15 protein-coding genes are annotated in these 15,055 nt (G+C 47.7%); 6 read left to right on the top strand and 9 right to left on the bottom strand.

Annotated features, from left to right (window positions below):
• The first annotated feature begins 50 nt into the window (after positions 1-50).
• The gene (locus L4D79_RS10185) at positions 51-887 is read left to right on the top strand and encodes a beta-keto acid cleavage family enzyme (RefSeq protein WP_428650839.1); all 837 of its coding nucleotides are present in this window, start codon (positions 51-53) and stop codon (positions 885-887) included.
• 59 nt (positions 888-946) lie between these two features.
• Positions 947-1,918, top strand: coding sequence for a TAXI family TRAP transporter solute-binding subunit (locus L4D79_RS10180; RefSeq protein WP_428650836.1), 972 nt, complete (start codon positions 947-949; stop codon positions 1,916-1,918).
• A 79-nt stretch (positions 1,919-1,997) separates the two neighbouring features.
• Here the strand turns inward: L4D79_RS10180 and L4D79_RS10175 are convergent, their stop codons facing one another.
• The 5 genes from L4D79_RS10175 to L4D79_RS10155 all read right to left on the bottom strand — a co-directional run bounded on the left by L4D79_RS10175 (position 1,998) and on the right by L4D79_RS10155 (position 6,557).
• Positions 1,998-3,470, bottom strand: a complete 1,473-nt coding sequence (locus L4D79_RS10175; RefSeq protein ID WP_428650832.1) for a C69 family dipeptidase — start codon at positions 3,468-3,470, stop codon at positions 1,998-2,000.
• 171 nt (positions 3,471-3,641) lie between these two features.
• Complete coding sequence (locus L4D79_RS10170) at positions 3,642-4,559, bottom strand: LysR substrate-binding domain-containing protein (protein WP_428650829.1); 918 nt, start codon at positions 4,557-4,559, stop codon at positions 3,642-3,644.
• Positions 4,560-4,722: 163 nt separating this feature from the next.
• Positions 4,723-5,352 carry a CatB-related O-acetyltransferase gene (locus L4D79_RS10165; protein ID WP_428650826.1) on the bottom strand — a complete coding sequence of 210 codons (630 nt, stop codon included), beginning with the start codon at positions 5,350-5,352 and terminating at the stop codon, positions 4,723-4,725.
• A 364-nt stretch (positions 5,353-5,716) separates the two neighbouring features.
• Entirely contained in the window at positions 5,717-5,974 is a 258-nt protein-coding gene (locus L4D79_RS10160; protein ID WP_428650823.1) for a hypothetical protein, read from the bottom strand.
• Between the two features lie 103 nt (positions 5,975-6,077).
• The gene (locus L4D79_RS10155; RefSeq protein ID WP_428650820.1) at positions 6,078-6,557 is read right to left on the bottom strand and encodes a type II secretion system protein; all 480 of its coding nucleotides are present in this window, start codon (positions 6,555-6,557) and stop codon (positions 6,078-6,080) included.
• Positions 6,558-6,812: 255 nt separating this feature from the next.
• On the opposite strand from L4D79_RS10155, the gene L4D79_RS10150 reads away from it, so the two are divergent.
• Positions 6,813-7,421: a thioredoxin domain-containing protein gene (locus L4D79_RS10150; RefSeq protein ID WP_428650817.1), complete on the top strand. Its 609-nt coding sequence runs from the start codon at positions 6,813-6,815 to the stop codon at positions 7,419-7,421.
• 56 nt (positions 7,422-7,477) lie between these two features.
• Positions 7,478-7,732 (top strand): hypothetical protein, encoded by a 255-nt coding sequence (locus L4D79_RS10145; protein ID WP_428650815.1) that lies wholly within the window; start codon positions 7,478-7,480, stop codon positions 7,730-7,732.
• Positions 7,733-7,906: 174 nt separating this feature from the next.
• On the opposite strand, the gene L4D79_RS10140 is transcribed toward L4D79_RS10145, so the two are convergent.
• The 4 genes from L4D79_RS10140 to malI form a co-directional block, all read right to left on the bottom strand.
• Positions 7,907-8,464 carry a YceB family lipoprotein gene (locus L4D79_RS10140; protein WP_428650812.1) on the bottom strand — a complete coding sequence of 186 codons (558 nt, stop codon included), beginning with the start codon at positions 8,462-8,464 and terminating at the stop codon, positions 7,907-7,909.
• A 218-nt stretch (positions 8,465-8,682) separates the two neighbouring features.
• Complete coding sequence (locus L4D79_RS10135; RefSeq protein WP_428650810.1) at positions 8,683-9,795, bottom strand: NADH:flavin oxidoreductase; 1,113 nt, start codon at positions 9,793-9,795, stop codon at positions 8,683-8,685.
• A gap of 171 nt (positions 9,796-9,966) precedes the next feature.
• Complete coding sequence (locus L4D79_RS10130; protein WP_428650807.1) at positions 9,967-10,422, bottom strand: MarR family winged helix-turn-helix transcriptional regulator; 456 nt, start codon at positions 10,420-10,422, stop codon at positions 9,967-9,969.
• Between the two features lie 436 nt (positions 10,423-10,858).
• Positions 10,859-11,881 carry a Mal regulon transcriptional regulator MalI gene (gene malI, locus L4D79_RS10125; protein WP_428650805.1) on the bottom strand — a complete coding sequence of 341 codons (1,023 nt, stop codon included), beginning with the start codon at positions 11,879-11,881 and terminating at the stop codon, positions 10,859-10,861.
• Positions 11,882-12,179: 298 nt separating this feature from the next.
• Between malI and malX the strand changes: the two genes are divergently transcribed.
• Positions 12,180-13,751, top strand: a complete 1,572-nt coding sequence (gene malX / locus L4D79_RS10120) for a maltose/glucose-specific PTS transporter subunit IIBC (RefSeq protein WP_428650803.1) — start codon at positions 12,180-12,182, stop codon at positions 13,749-13,751.
• A gap of 98 nt (positions 13,752-13,849) precedes the next feature.
• Positions 13,850-15,022 carry a MalY/PatB family protein gene (locus L4D79_RS10115; protein WP_428650800.1) on the top strand — a complete coding sequence of 391 codons (1,173 nt, stop codon included), beginning with the start codon at positions 13,850-13,852 and terminating at the stop codon, positions 15,020-15,022.
• The last annotated feature ends 33 nt before the right edge of the window (positions 15,023-15,055 follow it).

Genomic DNA, 15,055 nt, shown 5'->3' with positions numbered 1-15,055 from the left:
TGGGCTATGGGCTATGGGTAGAATAATCATTGAACATAGGATTTGAACAAATGGAAAATAGGCTTTCTATCGGCCGGACAGCGATCATCGTGGCACCCAACGGCGCAAGGAAAACCAAAGCTGATCATCCTGCGCTACCGATGTCGCAACAGGAGATCATTGACGAGGTTATCGCCTGCCGCGATGCTGGCGCTGCCATGGTACACCTTCACGCCAGGGATAGCGCGGGAAAACACTCATTGGAGATTACGGAGAATATGCGCTTGTATCATGCCCTTAAAGAGCAGGTCGGTGACAGTATTCTCGTGCAGCTGACCACAGAAGCTATCGGGCAATACTCCCCCGAGCAACAAATGGCCTTGATCAATGCCGTCAAACCGGAAGCTGCCTCCTTTGCTCTAAGTGAGCTGATCCCCAATGACAGCTATGCCGATAATGCCAGCAGCTTTTTCCATGCAACCGCTGAGCAAGGGATCATCGCCCAATACATTCTCTACAGCCTAAAAGATCTCGAACGCTACTTTACCCTGCTAGATCAAGGGCTGCTGCCAGCAAGCAATCACCACATACTGCTGGTACTCGGGCGCTATGACAAACACCAAACCGCGATCCCACAAGACCTGCCAGCCTTGTTGCAGCAACGGCTCTTTGAACATAATAAACGGTGGGCAGTCTGTGCATTTGGAAAATATGAACACCTTTGCCTAGCAGCGTCTATGATTATGGGTGGAGACATTCGAGTTGGCTTTGAAAATAATCATGTTAATCATCAAGGTATATTAGCCTCAAGCAACGCAGAACAAGTGGCTAACCTTGCCGGAACCGCCAAGCAGCTTGGCCTGGCAACCCTTGATACTAACCATTTTCGCCGGCTCCTCACTGCTTAGCCAGAAGCAGTAACCATTGGCTATGCTTTTTGCGTAAAACTCTTCATAAAGGGACTTCTATGGGATCTATCAACAAGCTTCTTGCCTTCACGGGTGCCGCTGTTTTACTGGGTACCTCGGCGGTATCGGCAGCAGAGAGCCGTTTTGTCACCATCGGGACCGGTGGCGTCACCGGGGTTTACTACCCAACAGGCGGGGCAATCTGCCGCTTGGTCAATAAAGATAGAAAAGATCACAATATCCGCTGTTCGGTCGAAAGTACCGGTGGATCCATTTACAACATCAATACCATTCGAGCAGGTGAACTCGACCTCGGTATCGCCCAGTCTGACTGGCAATATCATGCCTATAACGGCACCAGCAAGTTTGCCGATAACGGTGCGTACAAAGATCTGCGTGCTGTGTTCTCTATCCACCCAGAACCGTTTACCATCGTGGCCCGTGCCGATTCAGGGATCAAAACCTTTGAAGATCTCAAAGGCAAACGCGTCAATATTGGTAACCCAGGCTCAGGCCAGCGCGGTACGATGGAAGTACTGATGGACAGATACGATTGGAGCATGAAGGACTTTAAACTAGCATCGGAGCTAAAGGCCTCGGAGCAGTCAAAAGCGCTGTGCGACAATAAAATCGACGCCATGATTTATACGGTTGGCCACCCGAGCGGCGCAATCAAAGAAGCAACGACCTCTTGTGATAGCAAGATCATCACCGTTGCCGGTGACAACGTTAACAAGTTGATTGAAGACAACAGCTTCTACCGTGTGGCCACGGTGCCCGGCGGGATGTACAAAGGTAACGCTATCGATGTCACCACCTTTGGTGTCGGCGCGACGTTCGTGTCCTCGACAGCAGTGCCAGATGAAGTGGTTTACAGCATCGTTAAGTCAGTATTTGAAAACTTCGATGATTTCAAGAAACTACACCCAGCGTTTGCCCACTTGAAAAAAGAAGAGATGATCAGAGACGGCCTATCCGCTCCTCTTCATCCTGGGGCTGAGAAGTACTACAAAGAAATCGGCTTGCTGTAGCCACACCTTCAGTGGCAATAAGCAGCAAATACAACAAAGAGCGCATACGCGCTCTTTGTTCTTTCCGTAATAGGCCGAATTAGAGACTCATGATTTTTTTGAACTCTTCTTCGCTGTATTTTTTCTCAGTACTTTTGGTCATGTCCGTCATCATCTTATAACGGATCTCCGTTGCCATGCTCAATGTACGCTGGAGCTGGCCATAAGAGAAGTCGGATGCCATTTCTACTGCGGTCGCCTTATCTTGGCTGTACATGTCTTTTAGCAACATATCCATATTGCTGACCTGCTTATACAGTTTGGACTCTTCCTTATCCCAGGTTTCTTTCAACATCGGCAGGTATTTATCTGGGTTGGCGGTTGCCAGCGCCGTCAGGCTACGGAACTGCCAGTAAGCTGAGTCATCGCTGTAAGTATCGGTCCCAACGGTGTATGGCGTTGGGTACTCCTGCAGGCTGGTGTATAGCGGTACTAATACCGATTCAGACAGCACGCCGTAGCTTTGCCAGATAACGCCTTGGAATTCTTTCGGCATGTCTGGACGAAGCTGGATAATATGCGACTCAAGCTGGCGTTCGACACGAATAGGTCGTTCGCCCTTGTCAGCTAACTTGGTTCCCTCATAGGTCGAGCCCAGCACGCTAGCCACATCCTGTACCGAGATCTTATCATCAGGCTTCATAAACAGCGGGTATTGCTGCTCGCGGATATCTTGCACCTGCGATGGTGTCAGCATCGCCTGCCCCAGCCACTCGCGATCAACATTATAAGTGTCGCCAATCACGCCAAAGGCTTTCGCGAAGTTAAACGAGCGTGAGTCTGGGTTATCTAGCAGTTGGTTATCTTCAACAAAATCCAGCAGCCCGGTCGAGTGCAGCACACCTTTTGCATCCAGATCAACGCCGTGGATCCGCAAGCCATTGGCAATCATTGCGTAGCTATTATCCGGCACTTTGACCGCTATCCAATGGTGGCCGGAGCCAATTTCAAACAACCATGCTTCATTGACATCAGCAATATACAGGCTGTTACCTTCGCCCGCGCCAAACTCTTCAATATAGCGGCCAAGCAGTTCGACCCCTTCTTTAGCCGTTTTAACCTGTGGCAAAATCAACGTCGGGATCACCGCTTCAATGATCCCCGGTTTTACCAATGGATCAGCCTTCGCCGCTTTGTCGTTCACTTCGGCACTGGTGGTGGCAGAAACCGCAACGTTATATTGGTTGATACCTCGTTCTTCGTAATATTTACCGTCTTTATCGACCGTTAAAGCATCCCAATCCGGAATCGCTGAATAGGCATAAAATTGCGTTGGCATTGGTACAACCAAGCCATTGCCCAACGTCCAGTCGCCTTGTTCATTGATTTGCTGTGGGCGATAGGCGAGATGTTTATTCCAGTTGTTAATACCAAAATCTTCATTCCGGGCAATCATAATACTGCCGTCTACCGAAGCCCCTTTGCCGACAATCAGGCCAGTACAAGCATTGGCACTCAGGCTCAGCGCTGACAGAACCGCTGCACTTAACAGCGTAATAGACATTTTATTCATCGTATCTCTCCTATGGTGTAAACACCTTATGGAATCATGAAATATTATTCACTTATTCTATTAATTCCGATTAATACAGCACGAATATCGACTTATTAATCAAAATGCAGTGTAATTGCAAATCAGCATAATGTTTGCTGATAAGATCACGGATAAGGAGATACAAGGAAATTAACGCGACAAGATATGATCTCGCTTTTTGTCAATCTGCTCACCGAGCCACTGGTTGAAGACACATACTTTCCGGGAATGGCGTTTATAGTTGGGCACAATAACGTAATAGCCGTAGTGGCTTTCCATTGTTATATTAAGCGGATTGAATAACTCTCGGTTGGCGATTAAGCCATCGACCATAAAATCAGGAAGCAACGCCAAGCCCTGCTGACTTCTCACTGCCGTGAGAGACATATAGAAGTGCTCAAACCCCACCCCATAAAACTCCATCGGAAACTCAATCTTATGGTGGGTTTTAAATTGTTCCCACAATTGCGGCCGAGTCACTTGGGGGAGAAAAACATGCTTAGCCAAATCATCGCTATATCGGATCGGCGTTTTCCGAAGCAACTCTGGCGAGGCAACCAAGCGAAGGTTTTCCCGACACAGCAGCGTGGCGTTTTCGTAATGTTTCGCTAACGGTAAACACCGGATCACAATGTCATTGTCACTGCTAACATCGTGTACTGGCCCGTCTCCTGTTTTGAGCTGGACCTGAATATTGGGGAATGCCTGAGAAAAACGGTTAATCAGCGGGATCAACCAAAGGCTGGCAAAGGAAGGGGTGACATTAACCGTCAGCACCTCGTCAACTTGATCGAGCTGGCGCAAGCTAGCCGTGGCGTTTTGCAATGCTTCCAAGGCTTCGGCAATTTGTGGCAAATAGCGCAACCCGACACTTGATAACTTAATCCCGTTGAGATGACGCTCGAACAAAGGCTGTCCCAACTGCTGCTCGAGTTGGGCGATCTGTTTGCTGACTGCGCTCTGGGTAACAGACAGCTCTTTGGCCGCTTTCGAAAAACTTAGATGATTAGCCACCGCAATGAATGTTCTGAGCGCCCTTATTGAGGGAAGTTCCTTCATATTTAGCACAGCCGTACCTTTGACCGTTTACATTTAAGATTTAATTTATGCTTTACGATAACGAGGTTCAATACAATTCAAGCATGCCCCTAGGCAGAAAAGAGCCAGCAAGATTGGCGGCATTAAAAAAGGAGCCTACATGGCTCCTCTTTCCTTACCCTTATCCTTATCCTTACTCAAACAGGATATGCGCTTTTTCCAGCGCATCAATGTCATCGCTACAGATCAGATCTTTGAGTGCGTTGAACTTGCTCTCGGGCCAGTCGTAAATTTTCAAGGCTAATAGGCGTGATACCGTCTCTGCCGCAAACCGTTTACGGATGGTTTTCGCCGGGCTACCACCTACAATTGCATAAGGCTCAACATCTTTGGTGACCACACTATTGGCAGCAACAATCGCCCCTTCCCCAACAGTCACGCCCGGCATGATCATGGCACGCATGCCTATCCAGCAACCATCGCCAAGATGGGTATCCCCCTTCGACTGGTAAGCTTCGCCAATTTTGTCCATAAACGGGTAGAGTGAAAACCAATCGGCACGGTGGGTATGGTTCCCTCCCATCAGGATCACTGCCTCAGCCCCGATACAGACATAATCGCCAATATAGAGCTTATCAATTTCCCAGGGCGGTTCGCGGTGGCAAGTTTGCTCGTCGCCATGCAAATAGCGTACGACCGATCGTTCGAATCCATTATCATAAGCATCGCTGTAGTAGCTATGGGTGCCTTTGATGTAAATATTTTGGTTTTTGACGGTCTCATGGAGCATTTCCATTTTCGACCAATGTTTGTTGTTCGTCATCGCTTAGTTCTCATTTCTTTGAGGAAAAATAGCTATCCGAAAGAAAACTTACTGAGAGACGAGCATAGTACAACCGGCACACGTCTCTTCCAGATATCGGATGCAATGGTCATTGTTCTCTCAGGCTGTTTTTCTTCGGCAGTAAATAATTTTAATTTATCTACTGCCTGCGCTAAGCGATTTGAGGCTGCTTAAGGTAAGCAATTTTGGCAACGAAGATGCAGACAAGCTTGCGAGTTAACATCAACATGTTGTGCACCTCCGTAATTAAATGGGGTCGAATAATTCAAGACGGCTATCTTAGCGAGATATTGCTCGCGGTCAACCTTAGCTTGCACGATAATAGGGAAAACTAACGTTACCGTTATGGGAGATCACTTAATGCCCGTACCGGCTTCTTTTTCGCCACCGCAACCTGTCGTCGGTTTAATTCTTCATCGATCTGGCTAACCCGTTCAAGATAAACCTGCTGGGCACGTTCATACTTTTCGCTGTATTCCGCCTCAAGCAATCCCGCCTTGCCTAATTTCAAACGAGTCGCGGTTGCACGCCACCAGATCTCGGCCTTACGTTTGGCGTCTCTGAGTTGGCTGTGGCTGAGTGTATTTATCTCTAATTCCAATGTAGTTTCTCATTTAATTGACTGACCCTGATGCATTCAATTAAGTACCAAGATCAAAAAAGGCCAATACCGTGGCCTTTAGCTTAACCGGTAAAAAGATAATTTAGCACTCTGAGTCTTCCAAGAAGAACTCTAGTTCCCCTTTATCTCCATCATTTCTTACAGACAAATAGCATTGCACATCAGTAGCATTATTTCTTTTAGGCGGATTGTAAACGAGCACACCGAAAATGACGTCTTCGCCATTAGAAGTGTCAACTATATCTTCAATTATAAAGTCAGTATTCATGACTGCCCTTAAGTTCTCTTCAGTCATCTTCAAGTTTCCATAAACCAATGAAACCGGCTTAGTTCCACCAAGATCCAACATCCCTTCAGGGTTTGACTCCAGCCCCTCAATCGCCGCTTTGCCGTAAACAATGCCATTTGCTCCCTCGACAGCTCCCTTGGCCCCTTGCAACGTCGCGATACGCGCATCAGATTGGAGATTGAGAAAACGCGGAGCAGCCGTGACGGCCAGTATCCCCAAAATAACGATCACAACAACGAGCTCAATCAGGGTAAAACCTTTACTTGCTTTCATTTTATCCTTAAACAAACGTCAAAATTTCTGACAGGCATATTACCAAGCGTCAAAAAACCGTCCAATCAAGCTTTTATATGCTCACCTGAGAATAAATTCACCCAATCATTACCCCCTCTCCTACAGAAGCATGATCAAGGTAACGAAAGCCCTCTATCCCTACCTTGCACAGTTAGAAAATACCACAAAACAAAATGGTTTTACATTGAACTATTTTGTGTATAATCAGCGCCACGAAATAGGAGGAGGGCAACTGTGAAAACAAATAAGCTATTAACCGTGGTGTTCTGGATGTTGCTGGCCGCTCAAGTCAACGCCGCAGCAAAACCGATAGAAGGGGTTCACTATGAAACGGTAGATGCCGCTACCGATATTACACTGGCACCGGTCACAGAGATTTTTGCCCTCGGCTGCCATGCCTGCCACTCACTTGAGCAGCTCTTTGTCAGGCTTGCCCAACGAATTGAACAGCCAATTGATAAGGTGCATGTCGTCTATAACCGACCAACAGAGATGCAAGCATCTATGTATTACAGCGGGCGATTGCTGGTTTCACCAGAGAAATTAGATGCCTTTACCACTGATTTATTCGATGCCGTGCAGGGGGGTGGCAATGCCGAAGTCAGGCTAAATGACGCCATGGATACCATCAGGCGCTATACCCAGGGCGACGAAGGTAAAACGGCACAAAGAAACATTAAGGCAATAAAAACCGAGGTTGACAGGGCCAAGCAGATTAGCGCCGCATACAAGGTCAATGCTGTTCCATCACTGGTGATCAACAGTAAGTACGTGGTGCTGTTCCAAGCCCATAAAAGTGAAGAGGATATTGCTTCGACCGTAAAGGCACTGCTTGAAACCTAATAGGGAATATCACGATGTTTGATAACAAACCAACAGAAATATATTGAGGTAACACCATGCTTGGACTCATGATTGTCATTATGTTGATCACCAATACCTTTGCCCTATGCGCCGTCCTATTACTCTCTAAGCGATATCGCAAATTACATAAACAATATGAATGCACTCACTATAAGCTCATCAATATCCACCAACAGCTAGACATAGTGCGCTTCGCTATCCGTAAACTTGTCGAACGGGAAAACGATAACCTTGAAATACTCAGTAATGTACGACGCCAGCCTACTGACTATGGCAAAGAGGCTATTTAAAACATATTGGACAACAATCCAGTTCACAGCCTTCAACGATGAGGACATCACATGGAACATGCTGACTCAGGACGCTAAGACAGCATGGATAGAGGTGGCGAGAGAAGCGGCTTCACAACTTAAAAACAACCCAAAGGCCCTTTAAGCTATTGAGCTTAAAAGGCTTCATCATTATTAATCAAACAACTCAATCACTAATTTATTGTTCTTGATGACCAAGTTTGGCTCGGCCGATTTGATTAACGCTTCCTGCACTGTTGAGCTATCCAGTTTGTACACAGGCTGCTTTGATAACGCGTAACCAATCATGGATACGGCTGGCTTTAAGAGTTTTTTGACCTCAGGGGTAAGTTGTTTGCTGCTTTCATCAAAGCGCTCTAAACGCAAGGATTTCAAAAACACTTCCCCACTGTCTTTGTCATATTCAGGGATCGCACTGAACTCGACATCCAGATCCAACCCCACGTTTTTCATACTCAGCATCTGTACCTGCGCATTGGTACTGGCAAACACAGACACACGGTCGGCATCAGTCCGGCCAATTTTGACTTCCAGGTCGTCAACCGCGACCTGTGCATACATCACATTTTCAACCCCTACGGATTGATCCAAATTGACCGAATCTTGCAGGTAATTGGTCATATCTTGCTCTGTAATGCTGTAACTGGCACAGCCCCCAAGCAAAGCGGCAGCCAATGCCACTGAAAGTAATTTGGCTTTTGTTTTTATCATCTATCACTACTCTTTATTGTCTACCCTTCAATTGTTAGCACAACAATTGAAAAGTGTTTCACGCCGATTAGCTGACGCTATATTTTACAACCATCAATACACCATCCCTGCCCACATCTCGTCATGGCGACGTCAGTATTCCATGGCAACAGACAAGATCAAAAAAGCCAGCTATCTTTTGCTGGCTTTACAATCAACAGGAATAAATTATGGCCTAACTACATGCGAGCAAGCTGCACCTTTCGTTCCTTGTTCACTACACAGAAGTTTCCTCGCTTGGTGCGGCACTTCGAGCAGCGTTCACATTCAACTGGCGATCTGTCCCCTTCTTTCCAACGCTTGACCAAGTGAGGCTCAGAAAGCAAAGGGCGTGACAGTGCGAAATATTGAATATTTGTGTTCTCAGCAATCCTTTCTATTGCCGCAATATCCGTTAAACCACCCACGGTGATAACAGGAATAGCCACTTCCTGACTAATAGCATTTCCGTATTCATGGAAGTAGCCTTCCTCCTGAAGCGTATACCCATCAAAAGACTGGCCGATCATGGTGTTTGCCTTGCCGTGGATATTCCCCGAGATGATGATAGCATCAACCCCGACTTCCTCGAGTTTTCGACAAATGATGCGGGTTTCATCGAAAGCCAGGCCACCTTCAAAAAATTCAGTTGCCGTCAACTTCACCAGAATTGGAAAATCGTCACCCACCCGCTTTCTTGTTTCGGCATAGATCTCCATCAAGAATCTCATGCGATTTTCTAGGCTGCCACCGTACTCATCTTCACGGCGGTTGTAGTAAGGGCTTAGGAACTGATTGATCAAGTATGTATGGGCTGCGTGGATTTCAATGCCATCAAACCCTGACTTCTGAGCTCGCAAACTCGCTTCGGCAAACGCCTTGACGATGTAATCAATCTCGTCTTTGGTCATCGCTTTACCCAGCGTTTGAGTGCCTTTTTCTGGCACTTCACTAGGCGCAAAAATGACCCTTTCACCGAGGTTAAAGGTTGTTTTGGTGCCACCGTAAGCCAGCTGCATAACAATTTTCGAATCGTTACGATGGACCAGCTCGGTTAGCTTTTTATATTCATCGATAAAGGAATCATTATAGATCCCCATCATGCCAGCATTGGGCTTTTCTTCTTCAACAATGTTCGCATAACCCGTTACAATCAGGCCGATTTCACCTTGCGCAAGCTCTTCATAGATAGCGTAAAGCTTATCTGTCATATGGCCATCTTCTGTTGCCATATTTTCCCACGTCGCGCTTCGCATAAAGCGGTTCTTCAATGCCATGTTGCCTATGCGGGTTTCGGTAAACAAAGTGCTCAAGACCAATCCTCTAAAAATAACGTGCTGTACACCTAAAAAGCGGTGGCAGATAGTACCGAGGATCCCACTCACAAAACTTAATCTAGATTAAGTTAATACCACTGATTACCTTCAAATAGGCGACAGGCACAAAAAAACCACCGCAATGGGTGGCTTTTATTGTGGTCCTTCTTAATATTCGAAGAACTCTGGGTACTCGGTTTTAATGATTTTCGTCATCACACGCTGGGTCGCTTCCAGATCTGCGGGGTCAATACCTTCGGTAGAGCCAATCAAGATGTTCATCAGTACCGGCATCAACTCATCGTGCATTTCTTTGCCCTTTATCGTCAAATGGATGCGCTTAGCATTCTTGTTCGTCGGATCTGGGGCTGTAGCAATCAGGCCATTTTTGGTCGCATGACGGATCAGGCTGGAGATAGTCCCTTTGCTACGGGTCATACGCTTGGCCAAGGTGGTAGGCCTAATCCCATCCTCGTAGGCCAGCTCCATCAACATGGTTAGCTGCTCAGTATTGATATCGCTGTGACGCTCAGAGATTGCAAGTTGAATCTTATTGTTAATAAGTCGTGCTGCAATCCACGCAAGACCGCTTGTAGTCTCGTGTGCCTTGGTTTCATTTGACATGGTTTGACCCTTAATCATTATACCTAATGGATCATATAGTTCGATTAAAAAAAAAGCCACTCTAAATCATAGGGCGGCTGAACAGTCAAAGACATATCTAGGAAATACACAATATATCTAGCCTTGAGCTTTAAGCCGGTGGCTAGGAACCGGCTACTTTTTATGACTATCCACCAAGCCTAGCGAGCTTAGTGTGATGCTTTTTACCAGGCATCAGCTGGCAAGTGTCGAGAGCACTTAACAGTAACGAGTCATGCCATGACTAAATTACGGCTAAAGGCTCTGTATTTATTTGACATCAAACCTTTAATTACGGAAGGAGATTATAGACACCACTTGATTTGACGTCAAACCTTATTTGTAGAGAGTGTCCATAAACACAACAGCCAGCCTTTATTGGCTGAGGGCTGGCTATAGGGAAGCCGAATCCGCGACCTTACGCCGAACCGCGGATGATCAGCTCAGGGGACAATACGACTTTCTCAACGGCTTGCTCGGCTGCTTTCATCTTCTGCACCAAGCGTTTACCGGCTTGTTCGCCAATGTCTTTGGCTGTCGATGACATAAAAGTCAGTGGAGGATGGGTTAATTCTGCCTCTGCGACATCATCAAAACCGATTAAGGCGACTTGCTGGCCAATATAGTTATCCCGTCCGACAGTACGGTTGGCCCGCTCTACACCGTATACAGCCCCCAGCGCGGTAGCAGGTCGATGGCACAAAATAGCGGTAATCTTAGGGTGTTGGGTCAACAGCTCTTGAACAGTGTTGGCTGCAGCCTTTTGGCTCCCCTCGCATTCGACAATCCATTCGCTTTTAAACGGCAGGCCATACTGGATCAAGGTTGTGCAATAGCCACCAATACGTTCCGCGCGGGTAAGGGAGTCTCCTTGCCCACCAACATAGGCGATATGCCTGTGGCCCTGCTCAACCAAATGCTGGGTAGCCCGCTTAGCGGCCAAGGTATTATCGGGGACGACATAATCGATATCGTCATTGACAGTTGCCCGCGCGACACAAACGGCAGGCACTTCAGACTGTGCCAGCATATCAATCACACTTTGGCTTGCCCCTCGCAGTGGACTGAATGCCACGCCGGCAACACCTTGCTGGATCATTGACTGCACACATGATGCTAACCGCTCCGGTGAGCCACCGCACTGCGCAAGGAAAAGCATGAAGCCATGCTTTTCTAGGATCTGGCTAAAACCTGCCGTGATCTCGGTATAAAAGGGATCGGTAATATCTTTGAGTATCAAGCCAACCAAGTTGGACTGGTTAGAACGCAAGTTAGCGGCAGCCTTGTTGCGCACATACCCCAAAGTTTTGATGGCATCATTGACCTTGTTGATCGTCGCCTCTGAGATCCGCCCCTTATTACCAAGTACCAGCGAGACGGTTGATACCGAAACCCCTGCATATTCAGCAACATCTGTAATTTTTACTTTTCTTTGGCTCATTAGCACAGCCGTATCCGTCTTAGAGACACCAAGGATATTACATGGAAGTAAAACGTTCTATCGAGCTTTTCACACTTTTACCTCGATCACAGTTTAAATCACTCACGAAAAACCGATCAGATTTCGTGATCAAACCAGCGAAATCAACTGATAAAACGTTTTATCCTATTTACGTGAACACATTCAACACGCTGATGCATGAACAAAAGCGTCTCTGCATCAGCGTTTTTTTACAAAAGTTTGATAAAACGTTTTATCAACTCTACCTACACAATAATAAGGTTAGGGGTTACCCACTATGTCCAACACATCAAAGAAAACAACCTTATGGGAGTTTTTCCAGAGCCTTGGAAAAACCTTCATGCTGCCGGTCGCCCTTCTGGCGTTCTCCGGTATTTTGCTCGGTGTCGGCAGTTCGCTGTCGAGCAGCGCGGTAAAAGAAAGCATTCCGTTCTTGGATTTCATGCCACTGCAATTGCTGTTTATGTGGATGACCAAAATCGGTCTGGTTGCCTTTATTTACCTGCCGATCATGTTCGCCGTTGCCATTCCGCTTGGTCTGGCGCGTGAAGAAAAAGGCGTCGCCGCCTTTGCCGGTTTCGTTGGCTATGCGGCATTGAACCTATCCATCAACTTCTACCTCACTGTTGCCGGTGTACTTGGCAATGCCGAGCAAGAAGCCGCTTACGGCGTGAAGTCGATCATTGGTGTCGACTCTATCGACACGGGTATCTTGGGTGCGGTGATTGTCGGTATTATCGTGGCGAAACTGCATGCCCGCTTCTACACCTACAAAATGCCTGATGCGCTTGCTTTCTTCGGTGGCGCCCGCTTTGTGCCGATCATCACCACGGTCGTACTGGGTGTGGTTGGCCTTATCGTCCCGTTGATTTGGCCTTACTTTGCCGCTGGCATCAACGGCGTCGGTACCGCAATTTCTCACGCAGGTCCATTTGGCCCATTCTTGTTTGGTGCCGGTGAACGTCTACTTCTTCCTTTTGGCCTACACCATATTCTGGTTGCCCTGATCCGCTTTACCGAAGCCGGTGGCACCATGGACGTGTGTGGTAACACTGTTAGCGGCGCACTGAATATCTTCTACTCTGAGCTTTCTTGTTCAACCACTGACAGCTTCTCATCTTCAGCAACAGCCTTCCTGTCTCAGGGTAAGATGCCTGCCTTCCTTGGCGGCCTTCCGGGTGCAGCACTGGCTATGTACCACTGCTCACGCCCAGAGAACCGCGGCAAGGTAAAAGCACTACTGCTATCTGGCGTAGTGGCCTGTGTGGTCGGTGGTATCACCGAACCGCTTGAGTTCCTGTTCCTGTTTGTTGCACCGGCGCTTTACCTGATCCACGCGGTACTAACTGGCCTTGGCTTCATGGTCATGGGACTGCTAGATGTCACTATCGGTAACACCGACGGTAACATCATCGACTTCTTCATCTTCGGTATTCTGCAAGGTACCGCAACCAAGTGGTACCTAGTACCTGTTGTGGCCGGGATCTGGTTTGCGGTCTACTACTCGGTGTTCCGTTTTGCCATCACCCGCTTCAACCTGAAAACACCAGGGCGTGAAGTGGAAAGTGCCGAGCAAATCGCAGCAGCAGTAACCGGTGAGAAAACCACTAGCTACAAAGGCGATATCATCCTTGAAGCCCTGGGCGGTGCCGATAACATCGAGGCACTGGACAACTGCATCACCCGCCTACGCCTGTCAGTCAAAGACATGTCGTTGGTGAACGATGCGGTATTAAAGGCCAACGGCGCACTGGGTGTCGTCAAACTCGATGCCCATAACCTGCAAGTGGTGATTGGCCCTCAGGTCCATCTGGTGAAAAATGAAATCCAGAGCCTGATGCCGGCTTAATCAATCATATATACCGGCGGGGAGCCAGATCCCCGCATGGTATAAGACTGTGCTTTGTACCCAGAGTGCAGTCTTATACGTTGTTCTTCGAGGCACTTATGTTTGATTTCTCAACTCCCGTTAATCGTTACGGCACTTACTGTACCCAGTGGGACTATGTCCAAGACCGCTTTGGTGAAGCCGATTTACTGCCGTTTACCATCTCCGATATGGATTTCGAAACAGCTCCCTGTATCCAACAGGCCTTGCAGCAGCGCCTAACGCATGGCGTATTGGGTTACAGCCGCTGGAACCATGACGACTTCAAGCAAGCCGTTACGGATTGGTTTGCCAAACGCTACCAAGCACACCTGGACCAAGAAGCCCTCGCCTACGGTCCTTCGGTGATCTACATCATTTCCCAGCTCATTACGCAATGGAGCAAAGCAGGTGAAGGAGTCCTCGTCCACACGCCGGCCTACGATGCCTTTGGCAATATGCTTGAAGCCAACCAGCGGACGCTACTGGCAAGCCCGCTAATCAAAACCGCTCAAGGATACGAAATCGACTGGAAGCAATTTGAACAACAAGCAACACGGGAAGAATGTAAAGTCCTGTTGCTTTGCAGCCCACATAACCCGACAGGCAGAGTATGGCGCAGAAATGAACTAGAACGGATGGCAGACATTTGTCAGCGCCATAGCGTGAAGGTGATCTCCGATGATATTCATATGGACATGGCCTACTCCCGTTATCTTCCGTGGTCAGAAGTGGCCACTAACAAGGATTGGGCCTTAGTGAGCTCAGGCTCGAAGTCATTCAATATCCCGGCCCTGACCGGCGCGTATGCCTTTATCCCCAACCCAGAAGTACGTGAGCAATACCTCAAGCAACTCAAGGCAGCACACGGGCTCTCCTCTCCTTCGATTCTCGGGGTTATCGCCCATATCGCCGCCTATCAGCAGGGAGATGAATGGCTGGATGAACTCAAGGGTTATTTACAGCAGAACTTATTAACGGTGGCTGAACGCCTTAACAGCGCATTTCCTGAAATTAACTACCATGTGCCAGAAGGGACATATTTGGCTTGGATCGACCTCAATCCACTCAACATTGATATGGATGCCTTGCAGCGGGTACTTATTCATAATCACAAAGTCGCCATCATGCGAGGGGACACTTATGGTGAAGAAGGAAAAGGCTACATCCGCTTGAATGTCGGTTGCCCGAAAAGCAAAGTGGATGCCGGGCTGGATGCACTCATCACAGCAATCGAGCAAATACAGGCGTAAACAAAGATGATAGCGGTAGCACATTTATAAGCA

Origin of the sequence: Photobacterium satsumensis (assembly GCF_050336935.1) — a bacterium.
Taxonomy (GTDB): domain Bacteria; phylum Pseudomonadota; class Gammaproteobacteria; order Enterobacterales; family Vibrionaceae; genus Photobacterium; species Photobacterium satsumensis.
Note: the sequence above shows the minus strand (reverse complement) of the source record. Positions and strands in the feature narration are given on the sequence as shown.

What these genes read in the sequence shown, in the direction of transcription:
- L4D79_RS10140 (WP_428650812.1), bottom strand. Translation starts at nt 8,464, where the DNA reads ATGATAAAAACAAAAGCCAAATTACTTTCAGTGGCATTGGCTGCCGCT.
- L4D79_RS10165 (WP_428650826.1), bottom strand. Translation starts at nt 5,352, where the DNA reads ATGACGAACAACAAACATTGGTCGAAAATGGAAATGCTCCATGAGACC.
- malX (WP_428650803.1), top strand. Translation starts at nt 12,180, where the DNA reads ATGTCCAACACATCAAAGAAAACAACCTTATGGGAGTTTTTCCAGAGC.
- L4D79_RS10180 (WP_428650836.1), top strand. Translation starts at nt 947, where the DNA reads ATGGGATCTATCAACAAGCTTCTTGCCTTCACGGGTGCCGCTGTTTTA.
- L4D79_RS10115 (WP_428650800.1), top strand. Translation starts at nt 13,850, where the DNA reads ATGTTTGATTTCTCAACTCCCGTTAATCGTTACGGCACTTACTGTACC.
- L4D79_RS10175 (WP_428650832.1), bottom strand. Translation starts at nt 3,470, where the DNA reads ATGAATAAAATGTCTATTACGCTGTTAAGTGCAGCGGTTCTGTCAGCG.
- malI (WP_428650805.1), bottom strand. Translation starts at nt 11,881, where the DNA reads ATGAGCCAAAGAAAAGTAAAAATTACAGATGTTGCTGAATATGCAGGG.
- L4D79_RS10145 (WP_428650815.1), top strand. Translation starts at nt 7,478, where the DNA reads ATGCTTGGACTCATGATTGTCATTATGTTGATCACCAATACCTTTGCC.
- L4D79_RS10185 (WP_428650839.1), top strand. Translation starts at nt 51, where the DNA reads ATGGAAAATAGGCTTTCTATCGGCCGGACAGCGATCATCGTGGCACCC.
- L4D79_RS10130 (WP_428650807.1), bottom strand. Translation starts at nt 10,422, where the DNA reads ATGTCAAATGAAACCAAGGCACACGAGACTACAAGCGGTCTTGCGTGG.
- L4D79_RS10155 (WP_428650820.1), bottom strand. Translation starts at nt 6,557, where the DNA reads ATGAAAGCAAGTAAAGGTTTTACCCTGATTGAGCTCGTTGTTGTGATC.